The organism is Urbifossiella limnaea, assembly GCF_007747215.1.
GTDB classification, from domain to species: Bacteria; Planctomycetota; Planctomycetia; order Gemmatales; family Gemmataceae; genus Urbifossiella; species Urbifossiella limnaea.
This window is the reverse complement of sequence record NZ_CP036273.1, coordinates 7121148-7136454: the sequence shown is the minus strand read 5'-3', so window position 1 is coordinate 7136454 and position 15307 is coordinate 7121148. Positions and strand designations below refer to the sequence as shown.

Genomic DNA, 15307 nt, shown 5'->3' with positions numbered 1-15307 from the left:
TAACTTCGACTCCACTTTTCTTGGGGAAGATCAGGGTGTCACCGTCGAGCGCGGTCAGGCGGGCCGGAGGGGTGCCACGTTCGTGTCCGGGCGGACCGGCAGGGTGACCCGGACGGTGGTCCCCGCGCCGACCCGGCTGTCGATCTCCAGGGCGCCGTTGTGCTGCTCGACGATCCGCCGGCAGATGGCCAGACCCAGCCCGGTCCCCTTCCCCTCCTCCTTCGTCGTGAAGAACGGGTCGAGCACCCGGGTTAGGTGCTCCGGCGGGATGCCCGACCCGGTGTCGGCCACGTCCACAACCACGGCCGCCCGCCCGCCCGGCAGCGTCCCGGGGGCGACCCGTACGGTCAGCCGGCCGCCGGAGGGCATGGCGTCGGCGGCGTTGGTGAACAGGTTCAGGAACACCTGCCGGAGTTGCTGCCGGTCGGCGTAAATGACCTGCCCCGCCGGGGTGAACTCGGGCTGGAACCGGATCTGCCGCTTCCGCAGGTGTTGGGCGGCCAACTCGGCCGTCCGGGTGACCTCCTCGCACACGTCCACGGTGGAAACCTGGTCCCGCCCGGCCCGGCTGAACCCGAGCAGGTTGCCCACCAGACCCGCCATCCGGGTGACCTCCTGGTCCACGACCTCGAGCGGCCGCCGGCGGGGGTCGCCCGGCGGCGTTTTCGCCAGCAGCCCCTCGACCCGAAGGTGGACGGTGGCGAGCGGGTTGTTCAACTCGTGGGCCAGGCTGGCGGCGAGTTCGCCGACCCCGGCCAGCCGGGCCGCCTGCCACAACTGCTGGGTCGTGGCCCGGAGCTCCTCGGATTTCGCGCGCAGGTCCTCCTCGGCCCGCTTCCGGTCGCTGATGTCCAGGTGGGACACCACGACCCCCCGGCGGTCGGGGCCGAGTGGGGTGACGATCATCGCGAACCACATCTTCTGGTCCACGAAGTCGCACGGGTATTCGAGGACGAACCGGGGCAGGACCCCGGCGAGGACGTCGCGGATGCCCGCCGCGACGACCGGTGCCTCCTCCGCGAACGGCCCGGACGCCCGCCGGCAGACCTCCAGGTAGTTGGCCCCGACCCCGCACCGGTCCGGGTCCCCCTGCCGCTCCCGGGCAAACGCGTCCCAGGCGGCGTTCACCGCCACCACCGCCCCGGCTCGGTCGAGGACGGCGATGTGTGCGGAGAGGGAGTCGAGGACGGCCCGGGCAAACTCCTGGCTCTCCCGCAACGCGTCCCGGTACCGCCGGGCCTCGACCAGCCGCCCGAACCGGGTGCGGAGTTCGTCCGCGTTCACCGGCTTGAGGACGTAGTCGGCCGCCCCCAGGCGGAACGCCGCCACCGCCCCGTGGAGGTCGTCGAACCCGGTGACGATCACGACCGCCGCGTCCGGGGCGAGCCGCCGGAGGTGGGGGAGCAGGTCCTCGGCGGTCCCGTCGGGGAGTTGCCGGTCGAGGACCACCGCCCCGTACCGGCTCCAGTCGTCGCGGGCCAGGGCGTCGGCGACCGACGCGGCTTCGACCACCGGGTACCGGTCGAGGTCGAGGATGTCGCGGAGGTTGGCCCGGGTGTCCGGGTCGTCGTCCACCACCAGGACGGTGAACGGGGCGGGCTCAAGCATGCGAATCCCCACCGGCCGGCTCGTCCCGGCTCAGCCGCCCGACCGTGTCGAGCAGCCCGGGCACGTCGAACGGCTTGTAGCAGACGGCGTCGGCCCCCGCGCGGAGCACCTCGTGGACCAGGTCGCCGAGCTCCTCCCGGTGTCCGGTGATGAGCACCGTGTGCGCGTCCGGGCAGGACTCCCGGACCATCCGGAAGACGGCCGACCCGTCCCCGGCCGGGAGCCGCATGTCGATCAGCACCACCTTGAACGGCCCGGTGCCCATCCGCTCGGCCGCGTCCGCGGCGTCGTGGGCGATGCAGACCCGGAAGCCGCGCTCGCGGAACAGGTCCCAGAGCGTGGCGCACAGGTCCGGGTCGTCGTCCACCACCAAGACCAGCGGCTGCCCGACGGCCTCGTCCACCAGCCCGAGGAGCCGCGGCAGATCGACCGGCTTGGACAGCACCCGCCACGCCCCCGCCCCGAGGGCCGCGTCCCGGGTGGCCAGGCTGGTGTACGCCGACACGATGATGGCGACCGTGCCGGCCCGGAGCCGCTTGATCTCCCGGTACAGCTCCAGCCCGTCCATCCCCGGCATCTTGAAGTCGAGCAGGGCGACGGCGTACGGGAACTTCCGGACGAGGTCCAGGGCGGCCGGCCCGTCGGGGGCCGTGTCCACCCGGTACCCCAGGTCGGTGAAGATGTCGGCGAGGTTCCGGCAGGCGTCCGGCTCGTCGTCCACCACGAGAATCGCCGGTGCGGCGGTCGTCATACCCGGTCCCCCTCCGCGGTCGTCAGCCGGACGGTAAACGTCGTGCCCTGCCCGGGCGTGCTGGCCACCCGCAGGCTCCCCTTGTTCTTCTCGAGGATGGCCCGGGACAGCGCGAGCCCCAGGCCGATGCCCCGGGCCTTGGTGGTGAACAGCGGCTCCATCACCCGGCCCAGGTTTTCCGGCGCGATTCCGCCCCCCGTGTCGGTGACCGTGGTCACCACCGCCCCACCCCCGGCGGCCCGCCCGGCCAGGGTGAGGGTGCCGGTGCCGCCCATCGCCTCCCGTGCGTTGCGGACCAGGTTGGCGAAGACGATCCGCAGCTGGTCGGCGTCGGCGAGCACGTCCGGCAGGTCGGCCGGCCAGTCGTGGGTCACAACGACCCCGGCCGGCGGCGGGTTCGACTCGACCGCCTCCTCGACCACCCGACGGATCGGGATCGGCTTGAGGTCCGGGGTCGGCATGCGGGCGAAGTTCGACAGGGCGGTGATGACCCCGTCGGCGAGCACGACCTGGCGCTCGATCCGGCCGAGGTGCTCGGCCGTTTTTGCCGGGGTCGGGTGTTTGGCGTTGAGGAGGTAGTATACGGAAGTCTTGATGACGTTGAGCGGGTTCCGCAGCTCGTGGGCGATGCCGCCGCCGACCTGCCCGATGGCGGCCATCCGCTCCGTCCGCTGATGGCGGGCGTGGTACTCGGCCTGGTAGGCGTCCTCGATGATCGCCAGGTCCAGGTCGAGGAGGGTGTTGAGCGACTGGCGGACGGGGAGGAGGTCGCGGAGGTCGCCCGGCCAGGCCTCGGTGACGACCCGGAGCAGGCCGCGGCGGAGGCGGGACAGGGCGACGTTGGTGTACACCTGGTCGAGGCCGATCTCGACGTGCCGCCACCCGACCCGCCACCGCCGGGCGACGTACTCGCGGTCGTACGGGCCGCCCAGCAGCTGCCGGAGCCAGTCGAGCAGTGTCCCCTTGAGCCGCGCGATCTGCTCGGCGCCGCCGGTGATCACCTTTCGGGCGGCCGGGTGCTGCTCGATCTCGGCGTAAAAGTCGTCCACCAACCCGGCCAGGTGCGGGTCGAGGAGGGCGGCGACGGACCGGACGTTCCGGGCGTCGTCGTCCGTCCAGCCGACGTACCGCTGGAGGTCCTGGTATCGGCTGAACTGGGCGTCGGCGGGGGTCATGGCAGGGCCGATGAGGGAGGTCGGTCGGGGGCGGCGTCCCGCCGGCTCAGCTCACCCGGCCGGGCCGGCGTCGGCAACGGACCGAACGACGTCGGCCGTCGGCTTCAAGCCCAGTGTATCGCCGTCACGGCCGGGTCGGCCCGGGTCGTCGGGCTCTGCCCTGCCCGACCACCACCTCGGACCCGCATCATTCCGGCCACCGCCCTCGATGACCGCACCAACGGAGCCAGCGCCGGTGAGCAGGCGGGATCTCGCACTTGACGGCGGGCTGTGAGGAGGCGGCCGAACCGGGAAGGCTGCAAGGGCCGGGAAGACCGGGAGCGAGGTGCGGCGGCGCGGGTCGCATCCCACGCCGTCAGTGGTCAACCACAATCCGGTTCGCGACGACGGCGATCCCGATCCGCCGCGCCTCGTGGAGGGCCATCTGCTTGCCGTAGTACGAGACCGCATGGCCGTGGAGGACCGCGCCGCCGTCACGGACCTCGATGCACAACTCCCGGAGCAGCCCTCGGTGACGGAGTCGGATGTCGGCCGCGAGCAGGAGGGCGGTGGACTCAGGTTCCGCGGCGTGGGCGGGCAGCACGTGAACCGGCCCGGTGGGTGTGTGAAGCATGGGCGCTCACATGTGGTCGCTTCGGCGCGGGACACCGTTGTGCCACCACCGCGGTCTGGCGGGGATGCCGACCCTCGGCTGTCGGCTCACCGCGACTCGGCGGATTCGACCAGCCGCTCGTGGACTTCGGCTCGGTCCACCCGGATCTCGGGCGGGGCCGTGATCCCGACGCGCACCCGGTCACCGCCCACGGCGAGGATGGTGACACGGACGCGGCCGTCGATCACGATTTCCTGGCCGCCCTTCCGGGTGAGTACGAGCATGGCTGGTTCCGTCCAGAGGTTGGTGTTGGCTCCGACCCGTGGAAAGCAACCCCGAGGCCGAAACGGCTCAAGTCCTCAAGACGCCGGGCCGACGCGGTCGCCTCGACTTGGCAAACTGATACCGCCACAGGGGTTTGGGCAAGAACGGGCCGGCAGCAACTCCGCAGGCGGCGCCACGGCTGCGACCACGGCGGTCGTGCGGTGTGCCGGTCTGGCACTACCGCACACCCGAGTGCCGGTCTGGTTTCGCCGCACTCGGCGCCGGTTGGTGTGCCGGGCCGCACACGGCGCCACCCGGGTGTGCCCGCCCTGCACACCCGGGCCGCCGGCGAGGGTGGGGTCGGAGCGGTGGCGCCCGGCGGCGCGGCCCCGGTTCGGACGCGGGCGATTGGCTCCGGACTTGCGTTGGGACAGTCCCATTCCGTCCCGCTACCGCCCGTGCGACACCCTGCGGGTATCCACGCGCGCCCCGTCCGAGGAGCCCCGATGAACCTGTCCCGTCTCGTCCTGGCGCTCCTCCTCGGCGCCGTGGTCGCGGCCCCCGCCGCGGCCGACGACGCCCCGCCGGCCGTGAAGTGGTACGAGGTCAAGGACGGCAAGGTGAAGGTGAACCTGTACCTCTTCTACTCGCGGACGTGCCCGCACTGCACGGCCGCCCGGACCTTCCTCGACGGGCTCCAGAAGCGCCACGACTGGCTGGCCGTGACCGCCTACGAGACGTCCGGCAGCCCGGCGAATATGGACCACTACCGGCGCATGGCGGTGGGCGTCGGCAAGCAGGCCGGGCAGGTGCCGGCGTTCTTCTACTGCAAGCAGATGGAGATCGGCTACCTCGGCGACGCCACGACCGGGAAGCGGCTGGAGGCCGCCCTCGTCTACTACCGGACCGCCCTCCAGAAGCAGGTGGACGACCGCCGCCCGCCGCCACCGCCGCCCGCCCCGCCCCCGCCGGCCGCGGTGCCCCTGATGCTGCTGCTCCTCGCCGCGCCCGACGGCGTCCCGGCGGCCCAGGACCCGGACCTCGACCTGCCGCTCGACCTCGACTTACCCCCGCCGCCGGAGGCGGCGACGGTGGACGTGCCGTGGTGGGGCGCGGTCCGGCCGGAGGAGGTGTCGCTCCCGGCGCTGACGGTGGTCCTCGGCGGGCTCGACTCGTTCAACCCGTGCGCCTTCTTCGTCCTGCTGATCCTGCTCGGGCTGATGTTTCGCACCGGCAGCCGGCCGCGGATGCTCCTCGTCGGCGGGGTGTTCGTGGCCGTCTCCGGGCTGGTCTACTTCCTGTTCATGGCCGCGTGGCTGAACCTGTTCTTCCTGGTCGGGCACATGCGGGCCATCACCCTGGCCGCCGGCGCCGTGGCGACCGCGGTCGCTGTGGTGAACATCAAGGACTACTTCTGGTTCAAGCAGGGAGTGTCGCTGTCCCTGTCCGACTCGGCCCGGTCGCGGCTGGTCCACCGGATGCAGGCGGTCGGCGGCGCGGACGGCCTGCCGGCGCTTGTGGCCGGCACCGCGGCGCTGGCCTTCGCCGCGAACGCCTACGAGCTGCTCTGCACGGCCGGCTTCCCGCTCGTCTACACCCGGGTGCTGACCCTGCGGGACCTGCCGCCGGCCGGGTACTACGGCTACCTCGCGCTTTACAACCTGGTTTACGTCACCCCTCTGTTTCTGATCGTGGTCGGGTTCTCCGTCACCCTGTCGTCGCACAAGCTGACGGAGTACCAGGGGCGGGTGCTCAAGCTGCTGTCCGGGATGATGATGCTGGCGCTCGGGGTGGTTCTCCTTTCCGACCCGGGACTTCTGGGCAACCTCCTCGGAGCCGCCGCGACGCTCGCGGCCGCGATCGGGGGGACGGCCGCGATCGTCCTGGGGCACCGGGTGGTGGCCCGGGCGAACCGGGCCGCCGCGCCGCACCCGCCGTCGCGAACAACCCCAGCGGGTTGATCGCGCCTCGGCGGATGCCAGTTCCGAAGGTCCCGCCTCCCGACGCGAGCGTCGTGTGCGACAGTTCGGCGGTACTGAACCCGGTCACTTCGGGTCCCGCCGTGCGGAAGGACTCGCACAGGGCGGCCACCAACTCCGGCTCGTCGTCGACGACCGCCAACCGCCCGGCGCGGCCGAGCGCGTGATCTCCCCCAGACCGCCCCGCACGGGCATAGCGGCTTGCCGCCGGGGTCGCTGGTGCTCCGAATCGGGAGCGCGGCCCGGCCGACCGCCGCCGTGTGCGGGGCCGGCACACGAACGGGAGAGGTGGCGACGAACGGCACAGCCGGCCCCAGCCGTCCGCACCCCCCGGCGGTCCAAACCACAAGCCACTCCGTCGTATTCCGGTTTTCCCACAATCCTGACGGCACCGGCTACGGCTTTGCCTTTGGAAGCCGACACAAGCCGTTGTCCAACTTCACGCCCCCCGGCGCCGGAAGACGCGGGCGTCAGGCTGTTGACCTCATCACCCACGAGGAACTCCCACATGCCCCCGCCACGCACGGCCGACCGGACCCGTTCGCGCCCCGCGCCCCGCCTGGAGGCCCTCGAGGCCCGCGAGGTGCCGGCCGAGGTCGGTGCCCTCGACCCGTCCTTCGGGGCGGGCGGCCTGGCGAGTCTCAACGTCGGCGGGGGCGATGGCGCGTATGCCGCCGTCGCCCTCGGCGACGGGCGGGTGGTGGTCGCCGGCTTCACCCCAGGAGTGGGCGGGGTCGACTTCCTCGTCGAGCGGGTGAACCCCGACGGGTCGCTCGACCCGACGTTCGGAACCGGCGGGCGGGCGACCATCGACTTCGGCGGCGGGAGCGACGCGGCCCGGGCGGTCGCCCTCGACCCGGCCGGGAACATCCTCGTCGGCGGGAAGTCGACGCCCGGTCTGGGCAACGACCGGGTCGCGGTGGCCCGGTTGACCCCGAACGGGATGATCGACGCGACCTTCGGGCTCGCCGGCCGGGTCATCCTCCCCGCCCCCGTCATCGGTCAGGACATTGAGGCGAGAAGTCTGCTGCCCGAGGCGAACGGCGGGGTGGTCGTGGCCGGGACGCTCACCGCCGGCGGCGTCGGCCGGTTCACGATCGGCCGGCTGACCAGCACCGGGGCCATCGACCCCACTTTCGGGACCGCCGGGAACACGACGTTCAGCTTCGGGTTCCTGGGCGACAGGCTGTACGAGGCCACCCGCGACGCGGCCGGGAACATCGTCCTCGTCGGCGAGACGCAGGTGGGCGCCGTTTACCGATTTGCGGTCGCCCGACTCACCCCGGGCGGCGTGCTCGACGGCACGTTCGGGATCGGCGGAAAGGCGTGGTTCAACCTCGCCGCCGGGACGAGCGACAGCGCGTCCGCGGTGGCGGTGGACGCCGCCGGTCGGCTGGTGATCGCGGGCACGAGTAGCGGCCCGGGCGGACTCCTCATGGGAGTCGCCCGGCTGAACGGGAACGGGGCACCGGACGGGACGTTCGGGACCGGCGGGGTCGTCCGGACCGGCGCCGGGGGGGGGTTCAATCAGGCGAGTTCCGTCGTGATCCAGCCCGGCGGCCGGATCGTGCTCGGCGGAATCACCGGAGGGCCCGCGATCGACTTCGCCGCCGTCGGGCTCACCCCCACCGGCGCGCTCGACCCCGCGTTCAACCCGGCCGGGCCGACCCCCGGCGCCACCGTCATCGACTTCGGCGGCACGGACATCGGCCACGCCCTGGTCCAGTCGGCCGACGGGCGGCTCGTCGTGGCGGGGACGCGGGAGGCGGCGCCGGGCGGCGTCGAACTCGCCCGGCTGATCGGGGACGTGGAGAAGGGGACGGCGGTGGCCGCCGGGGGGGTGGCGGACGGGACAGCGGCCCTCCTCGACCCGACCCCGGCCGGCGCCCTCCCGGGCACGCCGACGGCGACTCTTACGGCGTTCGGGGGCCCGGCGGTGAACGTCCGGACGGCGGTCGCAGACGTGAACGGGGATGAAATCGATGACGTCATCCTCATCACCGGCCCCGGCACCCCGCTCCGGGTCGCGGTGGTGAGCGGGGCGGACAACGTCACGCTGTTGGTGGCCCCGTTCGACCCGTTCGGCGGCGACTTCGCCGGCGGCGGGTTCGTGTCGGCCGGGGACTTCGACCACGACGGGCGGGCCGAGTTCGTGGTCTCGCCGGACGTCAGCGGCGGCCCGCGGGTGACCGTGTTCAGCCGCCGCCCCGACGGCTCGACCCCGGTCCGGGCGAACTTCTTCGGGATCGACGACCCGGACTTCCGCGGCGGCGCCCGGACCGCCGTCGGCGACGTGGACGGGGACGGCACCCCGGACCTCCTGGTCGCGGCCGGGTTCGGCGGCGGCCCGCGGGTGGCCGTGTTCCGCGGGGCGTCCGTCCTGAGTTCGCCGACCCGGCTGGTGGGCGACTTCTTCGCCTTCCCCGGGACTGACGCGGTGAACCTGCGGAACGGGGCGTTCGTGGCCGCCGGCGACGTGACCGGGGACGGGTTCGCCGACCTGGCGTTCGGCGGCGGCCCCGGCGGGGCGCCGCGGGTGTTCCTCCTGAGCGGGGCGCTGGTCGCGGCCGGCGACGTGGACGGGGCCCAGGCGGCACCGGTGTCGAACTTCTTCGTGGGCGGGAACGCGGCCGACCGGGGCGGGGTGCGGGTGGCGGTCGCCGACCTGGACGGGGACACCCGGGCCGAGGTGGTGGCCGGGAGCGGCGAGGGGGTGGCGGCCGGGCTCCGGGCGTACCTCGGGAAGAACCTGTCCGGGACGGGCGAGCCGGCGACGTTTCAGGATCTGACTCTGTTCGGCGGCACGACCCTACCCGGCGGTGTGTTCGTCGGGTGACCGGCGGGGACCGGCCGGCGTGGGCGCGGCCGGTCCCCGCGATTCCACCGCCTGCATACAGCCGCCCTCGGCGGCGTTCACCCGGAGTAACCATGACCCCCGCTCGCACCCGCCGATCCTGCCCCCGGCTGGAATCCTTGGAGGCCCGCGAAGTACCCGCCGCCGTCGGCGCCCTCGACCCGTCGTTCGGCACCGCTGGTCGCCAAACGATCGCTTTTAACCTCGGTAGTTCCAACTCCGACTACGTCAACGCCGTGGCAGTCCAGCCGGACGGCCGGACGGTCCTTGCCGGGCCGGTCGATACGGCGGGCGGGTCCTTGGACTTCGGGGTGGCCCGGCTGAACCCGGACGGAACTCCGGACGAGACGTTCGGGCCGGGCGGCAAACGCACCGTCGCCTTCAACTTCGGCGGCACCAACGGCGACTATGCCAACGCGGTGGCGGTCCAGGCGGACGGCCGGATCGTCGTCGTCGGGGACGTGACCACGGCTGGTGGTGCCGACTTCGGGGTGGCCCGGCTCAACCCGGACGGAACCCTGGATGGGACGTTCGGGTCGGGCGGCAAGCGCACCATCGCCTTCAACCTCGGCGGGTCAAACATCGACTTCGCGCGGGCCGTGGCGATCGCACCGGACGGCCGCATCGTCGTCGCCGGTCAGGTCGATCGGGGCGGCGGCGACTTCGATTTCGGCGTCGCCCGGCTGAACGCGGACGGGACCCCGGACGGGTCGTTCGGGCCGGGCGGCAAGCGCATCGTCGCGTTCGACCTCGGTGCCACCAACTTCGACTCCGCACGGGCCGTAGCCGTCCGATCGGACGGCCGGGTCGTGCTCGCCGGGCAGGTCGATGCGGCCGGGAATGTCGACTTCGGGGTGGCCCGGCTGAACGTGGACGGAACCCCGGACGGGTCGTTCGGGCCGGGCGGCAAACGCACCATCGCCTTCAACCTCGGCGGTGGCAACGGGGACGTCGCTAACGCCCTCGCGGTGTATCCGGACGGCCGGGCCGTCGTCGCCGGGTATGTCACGGCCGTCGGCATCAACACGGACTTTGGGGTGGCCCGGCTCAACGCGGACGGAACCCCGGACGGCACCTTCGGGCCGGGCGGAAAGCGCACCCTCGCCTTCGACCTCGGTGGGATGAACCGCGACCTCGCCACCGCCCTGGCCCTGCGACCGGACGGCCGGGTCGTGCTCGCCGGGTACGTTGATACGCCCGGTGGTACGGACTTCGGGGTGGCCCGGCTCAACGCGGACGGAACCCCGGACGGCACCTTCGGGCCGGGAGGTCAACGCACCGTTGGCTTCGACCTCGGATTCACCAACTTCGACGCCGCCTATGCCGCGGCAGTCGGACCGGCCGGCCGGATTGTCGTCGCGGGTCAGGTCGGCACGGCCGGCGGGGATTCCGACTTCGGGGTGGCCCGACTGATCGGGACGGTCGAGAAGGGGGACGCGCTGATAGCCGGCGGGACGTTGGACGGGACGGCAGAGCGCTTCGCCCCGAACGCCGCCGGTACCCTGGTGACCCCCCCGGCGGCCACCCTGGCGCCATTCGGACCGGCGACGGTGAACGTGCGGGCTGCGATGGCGGACGTGAACGGCGACGGGGTGACCGACGACGTCCTCGTCACCGGCCCGGGCACTCCGCTCCGGGTGGCGGTCATCAGTGGCGTGGACAACGCCACGCTCCTGGTGGCCCCGTTCGACCCGTTCGGCGGCGACTTCGCCGGCGGCGGGTTCGTGTCGGCCGGGGACTTCGACCACGACGGGCGGGCCGAGTTCGTGGTCTCGCCGGACGTCAGCGGCGGCCCGCGGGTGACCGTGTTCAGCCGCCGCCCCGACGGCTCGACCCCGGTCCGGGCGAACTTCTTCGGGATCGACGACCCGGACTTCCGCGGCGGCGCCCGGACCGCCGTCGGCGACGTGGACGGGGACGGCACCCCGGACCTCCTGGTCGCGGCCGGGTTCGGCGGCGGCCCGCGGGTGGCCGTGTTCCGCGGGGCGTCCGTCCTGAGTTCGCCGACCCGGCTGGTGGGCGACTTCTTCGCCTTCCCCGGGACTGACGCGGTGAACCTGCGGAACGGGGCGTTCGTGGCCGCCGGCGACGTGACCGGGGACGGGTTCGCCGACCTGGCGTTCGGCGGCGGCCCCGGCGGGGCGCCGCGGGTGTTCCTCCTGAGCGGGGCGCTGGTCGCGGCCGGCGACGTGGACGGGGCCCAGGCGGCACCGGTGTCGAACTTCTTCGTGGGCGGGAACGCGGCCGACCGGGGCGGGGTGCGGGTGGCGGTCGCCGACCTGGACGGGGACACCCGGGCCGAGGTGGTGGCCGGGAGCGGCGAGGGGGTGGCGGCCGGGCTCCGGGCGTACCTCGGGAAGAACCTGTCCGGGACGGGCGAGCCGGCGACGTTTCAGGATCTGACTCTGTTCGGCGGGACGGTCCTGCCCGGCGGCGTCTTCGTCGGGTAGCAGGGCCCACCGGTACAGGGGCATGTCATGAAACGGCGACCACACCCGGCGGACCGGATCGGGCTGGAGCGGCTGGAGGCGCGAGAGGTTCCGGCCGCGGCCGGAACCTTCGACCCGAGCTTCGGGGTCGCCGGGGTCAGCCCGGACCTGGGCGGGGCGGCCGCGGTCGTCGTGGACCCGCTCGGCCGGGTGGTCCTCGCCGGGACCGCGGACGGGGCCGGGGGGCACGACTTCCTGGTCACCCGGCTGAACCCGGACGGCACCCCGGACACGACGTTTGGGACCGGCGGCACCGCGGCCGTCGACATCGCCGGCGGGGACGACGTGGCGGCCGCCGTCGCCCTCGACGCGGCCGGCCGGGTGGTGGTGGCCGGCGTCTCCACCACCGGCGACCTCGGCCGGTTCGCGGTCGCCCGGCTGACCGCGGCCGGTGCCCCGGACCCGACGTTCGGGACGGGCGGGACGGTCGCATTCCACGTCGCGGCGGGGGCGACCGACACCGCCACCGGGGTGGCCGTGGACCCGGCCGACGGCGGGGTGGTGGTCGGCGGGTACACCACGACCGGCACGATCAGCCGGTTCGCCGCCGCCCGGCTCACGTCGGCCGGCATCCTGGACGCCGGGTTCGGAGGCGGCGGGGTGACGTCGTTCACCATCCGCGGTGCGGACAACGAGAAGGCGTTCGACCTGGCCCTGGACCCCGCCGGCCGGATCGTCCTCGCCGGGCAGTCGTGGAACATCGTGGCTTTCGCCGACCTGGAGGCCTCGGTCGCCCGGCTCTCCCCGGCCGGGGCCCTCGACGCGACGTTCGCCGGGGACGGGACGGCCCGGCTGAGCGGGATGGACTGGGCGAACGCGGTGGACACCGACCCGGCCGGGAACGTGTACGCGACCGGGGCCAAGTTCCTGCTCTCCACCGTCCTCGTTGTGAGCAAGCGCACCGCGACCGGGGCCCCGGACCCAACCTTCCACGGCGGGTCGTTCTCGGGAAACCTCCCGGGGATCACGGCGAACCACTTCGTGGGCACCGGGGTGGCGGTGCAACCGGACGGGAAGGTGGTCGTCATCGGGGTCGACTCGGCCGGGGAGGTGTTCCGCCTGACCGCGGCCGGTGACCTCGACCCGACGTTCGACCCGGGCGGGAGCCGGCCGAACATCGCGTCGCTTTCGCCGATCGTCGGTCCGGCGCGGGTGGTCGTCGCCCCGGGTGGAACGATCGTGGCCGCCGGGACCACCAACGCCGGGACCGGGAAGGCGGTCCGGTTGCTCGGGGCGGCGACCGCCGAGGACCTGGCCGCGAGCGGGACGGCGGACGGCCGGGCGGCCGTCTACACCGCCGACCCGACCACCGGGGCGATCCCGGGCGGCCCGGCCGCCACCCCGATCGTCTTCCCCGGGTTCGCCGGGGCGGTCCGGGTCGCCACCGGGGACGTGAACGGGGACGGGGTGGACGACACCGTGCTGGCGACCGGCCCGGGCACCCCGGTCCGGTTCGCGGTCGTCAGCGGGACGGACCACACGACCGTCCTGGTCGGCCCGACCGACCCGTTCGGGGACCCGAACTTCACCGGCGGGCTGTTCGCGGCCGCGGGCGACCTGGACCGGGACGGGCGGGCGGACCTGGTGTTCACCCCGGACCAGGGGGGCGGCCCGCGGGTGGTGATCTTCTCCCTGCCGGCCGGGGCCGCCCCGGTCCTGCGGGCCAGTTTCTTCGGGATCGACGACTCGAACTTCCGGGGCGGAGCCCGGCCGGCCGTCGGGGACGTGTTCCCCGACGGGACGCCGGACCTGGTGGTGGCCGCCGGGTTCGGCGGCGGCCCGCGGGTGGCCCTGTTCGACGGGAGGACGGTGTTCGACACACCGACCCGGCTGCGGAACGACTTCTTCGCCTTCCCCGGGGCGGACGCCGCGACCCTGCGGAACGGGGTGTACCTGGCGGCCGGGGACATCGACGGGGACGGGGCCGCGGACCTGGTCTTCGGCGGCGGGCCGGGCGGAGCCCCGCGGGTCCGCGCCCTGTCCGGCCAGGTCCTGCTCAACGCGAACCTGGAATCGGCTGAGATGTCGCCGCTGATGGACTTCTTCGTGGCCGGCGACTCGTCCGCCCGGGGCGGGGTCCGGGTGGCGGCCACGGACCTGGACAACGACCGCCGGGCGGACGTGGTGGCAGGGAGCGGGGAGGGGTCGCCGAGCCGGGTCCGGGTGTACCTGGGGCGGAACATCACCGGCCCCGCCGAGCCGGCCGCGTTCCAGGACCTCGACCCGTTCGGGGCCATCCTGCCCGGCGGCGTCTACGTCGGCTGAGACGACACGATCGCTCTCACGAGGGGATGTTATGCTGGGAACAGAGTCTGAGCGCCGCTCGGCACTCCGCTCCGGTGTCGGATCCATGCGATCCCTCAGGATCATCGGGCGGCGCCGCGGCGGGCTCGGGCGCGTTGCCCGCGCGAGTCCGCCGTGGCCGGACCGCAAACGAGGCCGCCTCCTCGCCCGCGCTTCCGACGGACCTCCCCGGCCGCGGGAGCGGCGTCGGACGGGCCGGCCGTCGTGGTTGCGACCTCGCTGCCCTGGCAAAATGGCACGCGAGGTAAATACCGGGCGCCGCCGCCGGCTATAATTCAATCAACCGTCCAGGTCATTCCCGCCTGCTCACCACTATCACCCCACTCACCGCGCGAGCCGGGCAGCTCCCGCCCGGAGTTCGGCCGATGGACCCCAGCCCCGTGCCGCCGCGTGTCCTCGACCACCTCCCACAACTCGTGTGGGCGGCCGGGTCCGACGGGGCCGTCGAGTACCTCAACCGCCGCTGCACCGAGTACGCCGGGCTCCCCGCCGACGACCTGCTCGGGTGGGACTGGGGGTGGGTCGTTCACCCGGACGACCTGCCGGCCGTGCTCACCCGCTGGGCGGCCTCGGTCCGCGACGGGCTCCCGCACCGGGACGAGTTCCGCCTCCGCCGCTCCGACGGCGAGTACCGGTGGTTCCTCGCGCGGGGGGAGCCGGTCCGCGACGCCGACGGGCGGGTGGTCCGGTGGGTCGGGACGTGTACCGACTTCGACTACGCCCGCCGGTCCGTGGCCGGCGCCCGCGACGAGCGGCGGCTGGTGCGGGCGTTCCTGGACCGGAGCCGCGACGGGCACGCGCTGGTCGGGGCCGACCGGGTGGTCCGGTACGCCAGCGCGGGCCTGGCCGCGCTGCTCGGCCGGGCCGTGGACGCCCTCGTCGGCACCGACGCGCGGGACTGGGTCCACCGGGACGACCGGCCCCGGCTGCGGATGGAAGCGGACGAGTTACTGACGCGGGCGGGGGAGCGGGTCGAGGCCCCCGCGCGGCTCCGGCACGCCGACGGGAGTTACCGGCGGGTTCGCCTGCAGGCGACCAACCTCCTCCGCGACCCGGACGTGCGAGCAGTCGCGGTCACGGTGCTGCCGGCCGGCGCCGGGTGACCCGCGTCTACCGGCGGCGGAGGGCGTCGATCGGGTCGAGCCGGGCCGCCGTCCGGGCCGGGTCGTAACCGAACACCAGCCCGACGGTCACCGCCACGCCGCCGGCCGCGGCGATCGGGTCACCGGCCCCGGCCACGGCGAGGAGGTGCGTCACGTCGGCCATGCGGCCAAGCATACCCGCCCGGCGG

The 15307-nt window shown here is 73.8% G+C and carries 11 protein-coding genes; 5 read left to right on the top strand and 6 right to left on the bottom strand.

Annotated elements, in window-relative coordinates:
* Positions 1 to 54 precede the first annotated feature (54 nt).
* The 5 genes from ETAA1_RS28860 to ETAA1_RS28840 all read right to left on the bottom strand — a co-directional run bounded on the left by ETAA1_RS28860 (position 55) and on the right by ETAA1_RS28840 (position 4410).
* Positions 55 to 1608 (bottom strand): ATP-binding protein, encoded by a 1554-nt coding sequence (locus tag ETAA1_RS28860; RefSeq protein WP_145244076.1) that lies wholly within the window; start codon positions 1606 to 1608, stop codon positions 55 to 57.
* The gene (locus ETAA1_RS28855) at positions 1601 to 2359 is read right to left on the bottom strand and encodes a response regulator (protein WP_145244075.1); all 759 of its coding nucleotides are present in this window, start codon (positions 2357 to 2359) and stop codon (positions 1601 to 1603) included. Before ETAA1_RS28855 ends, ETAA1_RS28860 begins: the two co-directional genes overlap by 8 nt.
* Positions 2356 to 3534: a sensor histidine kinase gene (locus tag ETAA1_RS32540; RefSeq protein ID WP_202920494.1), complete on the bottom strand. Its 1179-nt coding sequence runs from the start codon at positions 3532 to 3534 to the stop codon at positions 2356 to 2358. Before ETAA1_RS32540 ends, ETAA1_RS28855 begins: the two co-directional genes overlap by 4 nt.
* 355 nt (positions 3535 to 3889) lie before the next feature.
* Complete coding sequence (locus ETAA1_RS28845; protein ID WP_145244074.1) at positions 3890 to 4147, bottom strand: BON domain-containing protein; 258 nt, start codon at positions 4145 to 4147, stop codon at positions 3890 to 3892.
* 86 nt (positions 4148 to 4233) lie between these two features.
* A complete protein-coding gene (locus ETAA1_RS28840; protein ID WP_145244073.1) occupies positions 4234 to 4410 on the bottom strand; it encodes a carbon storage regulator in 177 nt (58 codons plus the stop codon).
* 486 nt (positions 4411 to 4896) lie between these two features.
* Here ETAA1_RS28840 and ETAA1_RS28835 point away from each other — a divergent pair, with 486 nt between their 5' ends.
* The 5 genes from ETAA1_RS28835 to ETAA1_RS28815 all read left to right on the top strand — a co-directional run bounded on the left by ETAA1_RS28835 (position 4897) and on the right by ETAA1_RS28815 (position 15119).
* Complete coding sequence (locus tag ETAA1_RS28835) at positions 4897 to 6351, top strand: hypothetical protein (protein WP_145244072.1); 1455 nt, start codon at positions 4897 to 4899, stop codon at positions 6349 to 6351.
* A 526-nt stretch (positions 6352 to 6877) separates the two neighbouring features.
* Positions 6878 to 9205, top strand: a complete 2328-nt coding sequence (locus tag ETAA1_RS28830) for an FG-GAP-like repeat-containing protein (RefSeq protein WP_145244071.1) — start codon at positions 6878 to 6880, stop codon at positions 9203 to 9205.
* A 92-nt stretch (positions 9206 to 9297) separates the two neighbouring features.
* Positions 9298 to 11673: a delta-60 repeat domain-containing protein gene (locus tag ETAA1_RS28825; RefSeq protein WP_145244070.1), complete on the top strand. Its 2376-nt coding sequence runs from the start codon at positions 9298 to 9300 to the stop codon at positions 11671 to 11673.
* A gap of 27 nt (positions 11674 to 11700) precedes the next feature.
* Complete coding sequence (locus ETAA1_RS28820) at positions 11701 to 13977, top strand: delta-60 repeat domain-containing protein (RefSeq protein WP_145244069.1); 2277 nt, start codon at positions 11701 to 11703, stop codon at positions 13975 to 13977.
* A 404-nt stretch (positions 13978 to 14381) separates the two neighbouring features.
* The gene (locus ETAA1_RS28815; RefSeq protein WP_145244068.1) at positions 14382 to 15119 is read left to right on the top strand and encodes a PAS domain-containing protein; all 738 of its coding nucleotides are present in this window, start codon (positions 14382 to 14384) and stop codon (positions 15117 to 15119) included.
* 7 nt (positions 15120 to 15126) lie between these two features.
* On the opposite strand, the gene ETAA1_RS32535 is transcribed toward ETAA1_RS28815, so the two are convergent.
* On the bottom strand, positions 15127 to 15294 hold the full coding sequence (locus tag ETAA1_RS32535; RefSeq protein WP_202920493.1) for a hypothetical protein: 168 nt from the start codon (positions 15292 to 15294) through the stop codon (positions 15127 to 15129).
* Between the last annotated feature and the right edge of the window lie 13 nt (positions 15295 to 15307).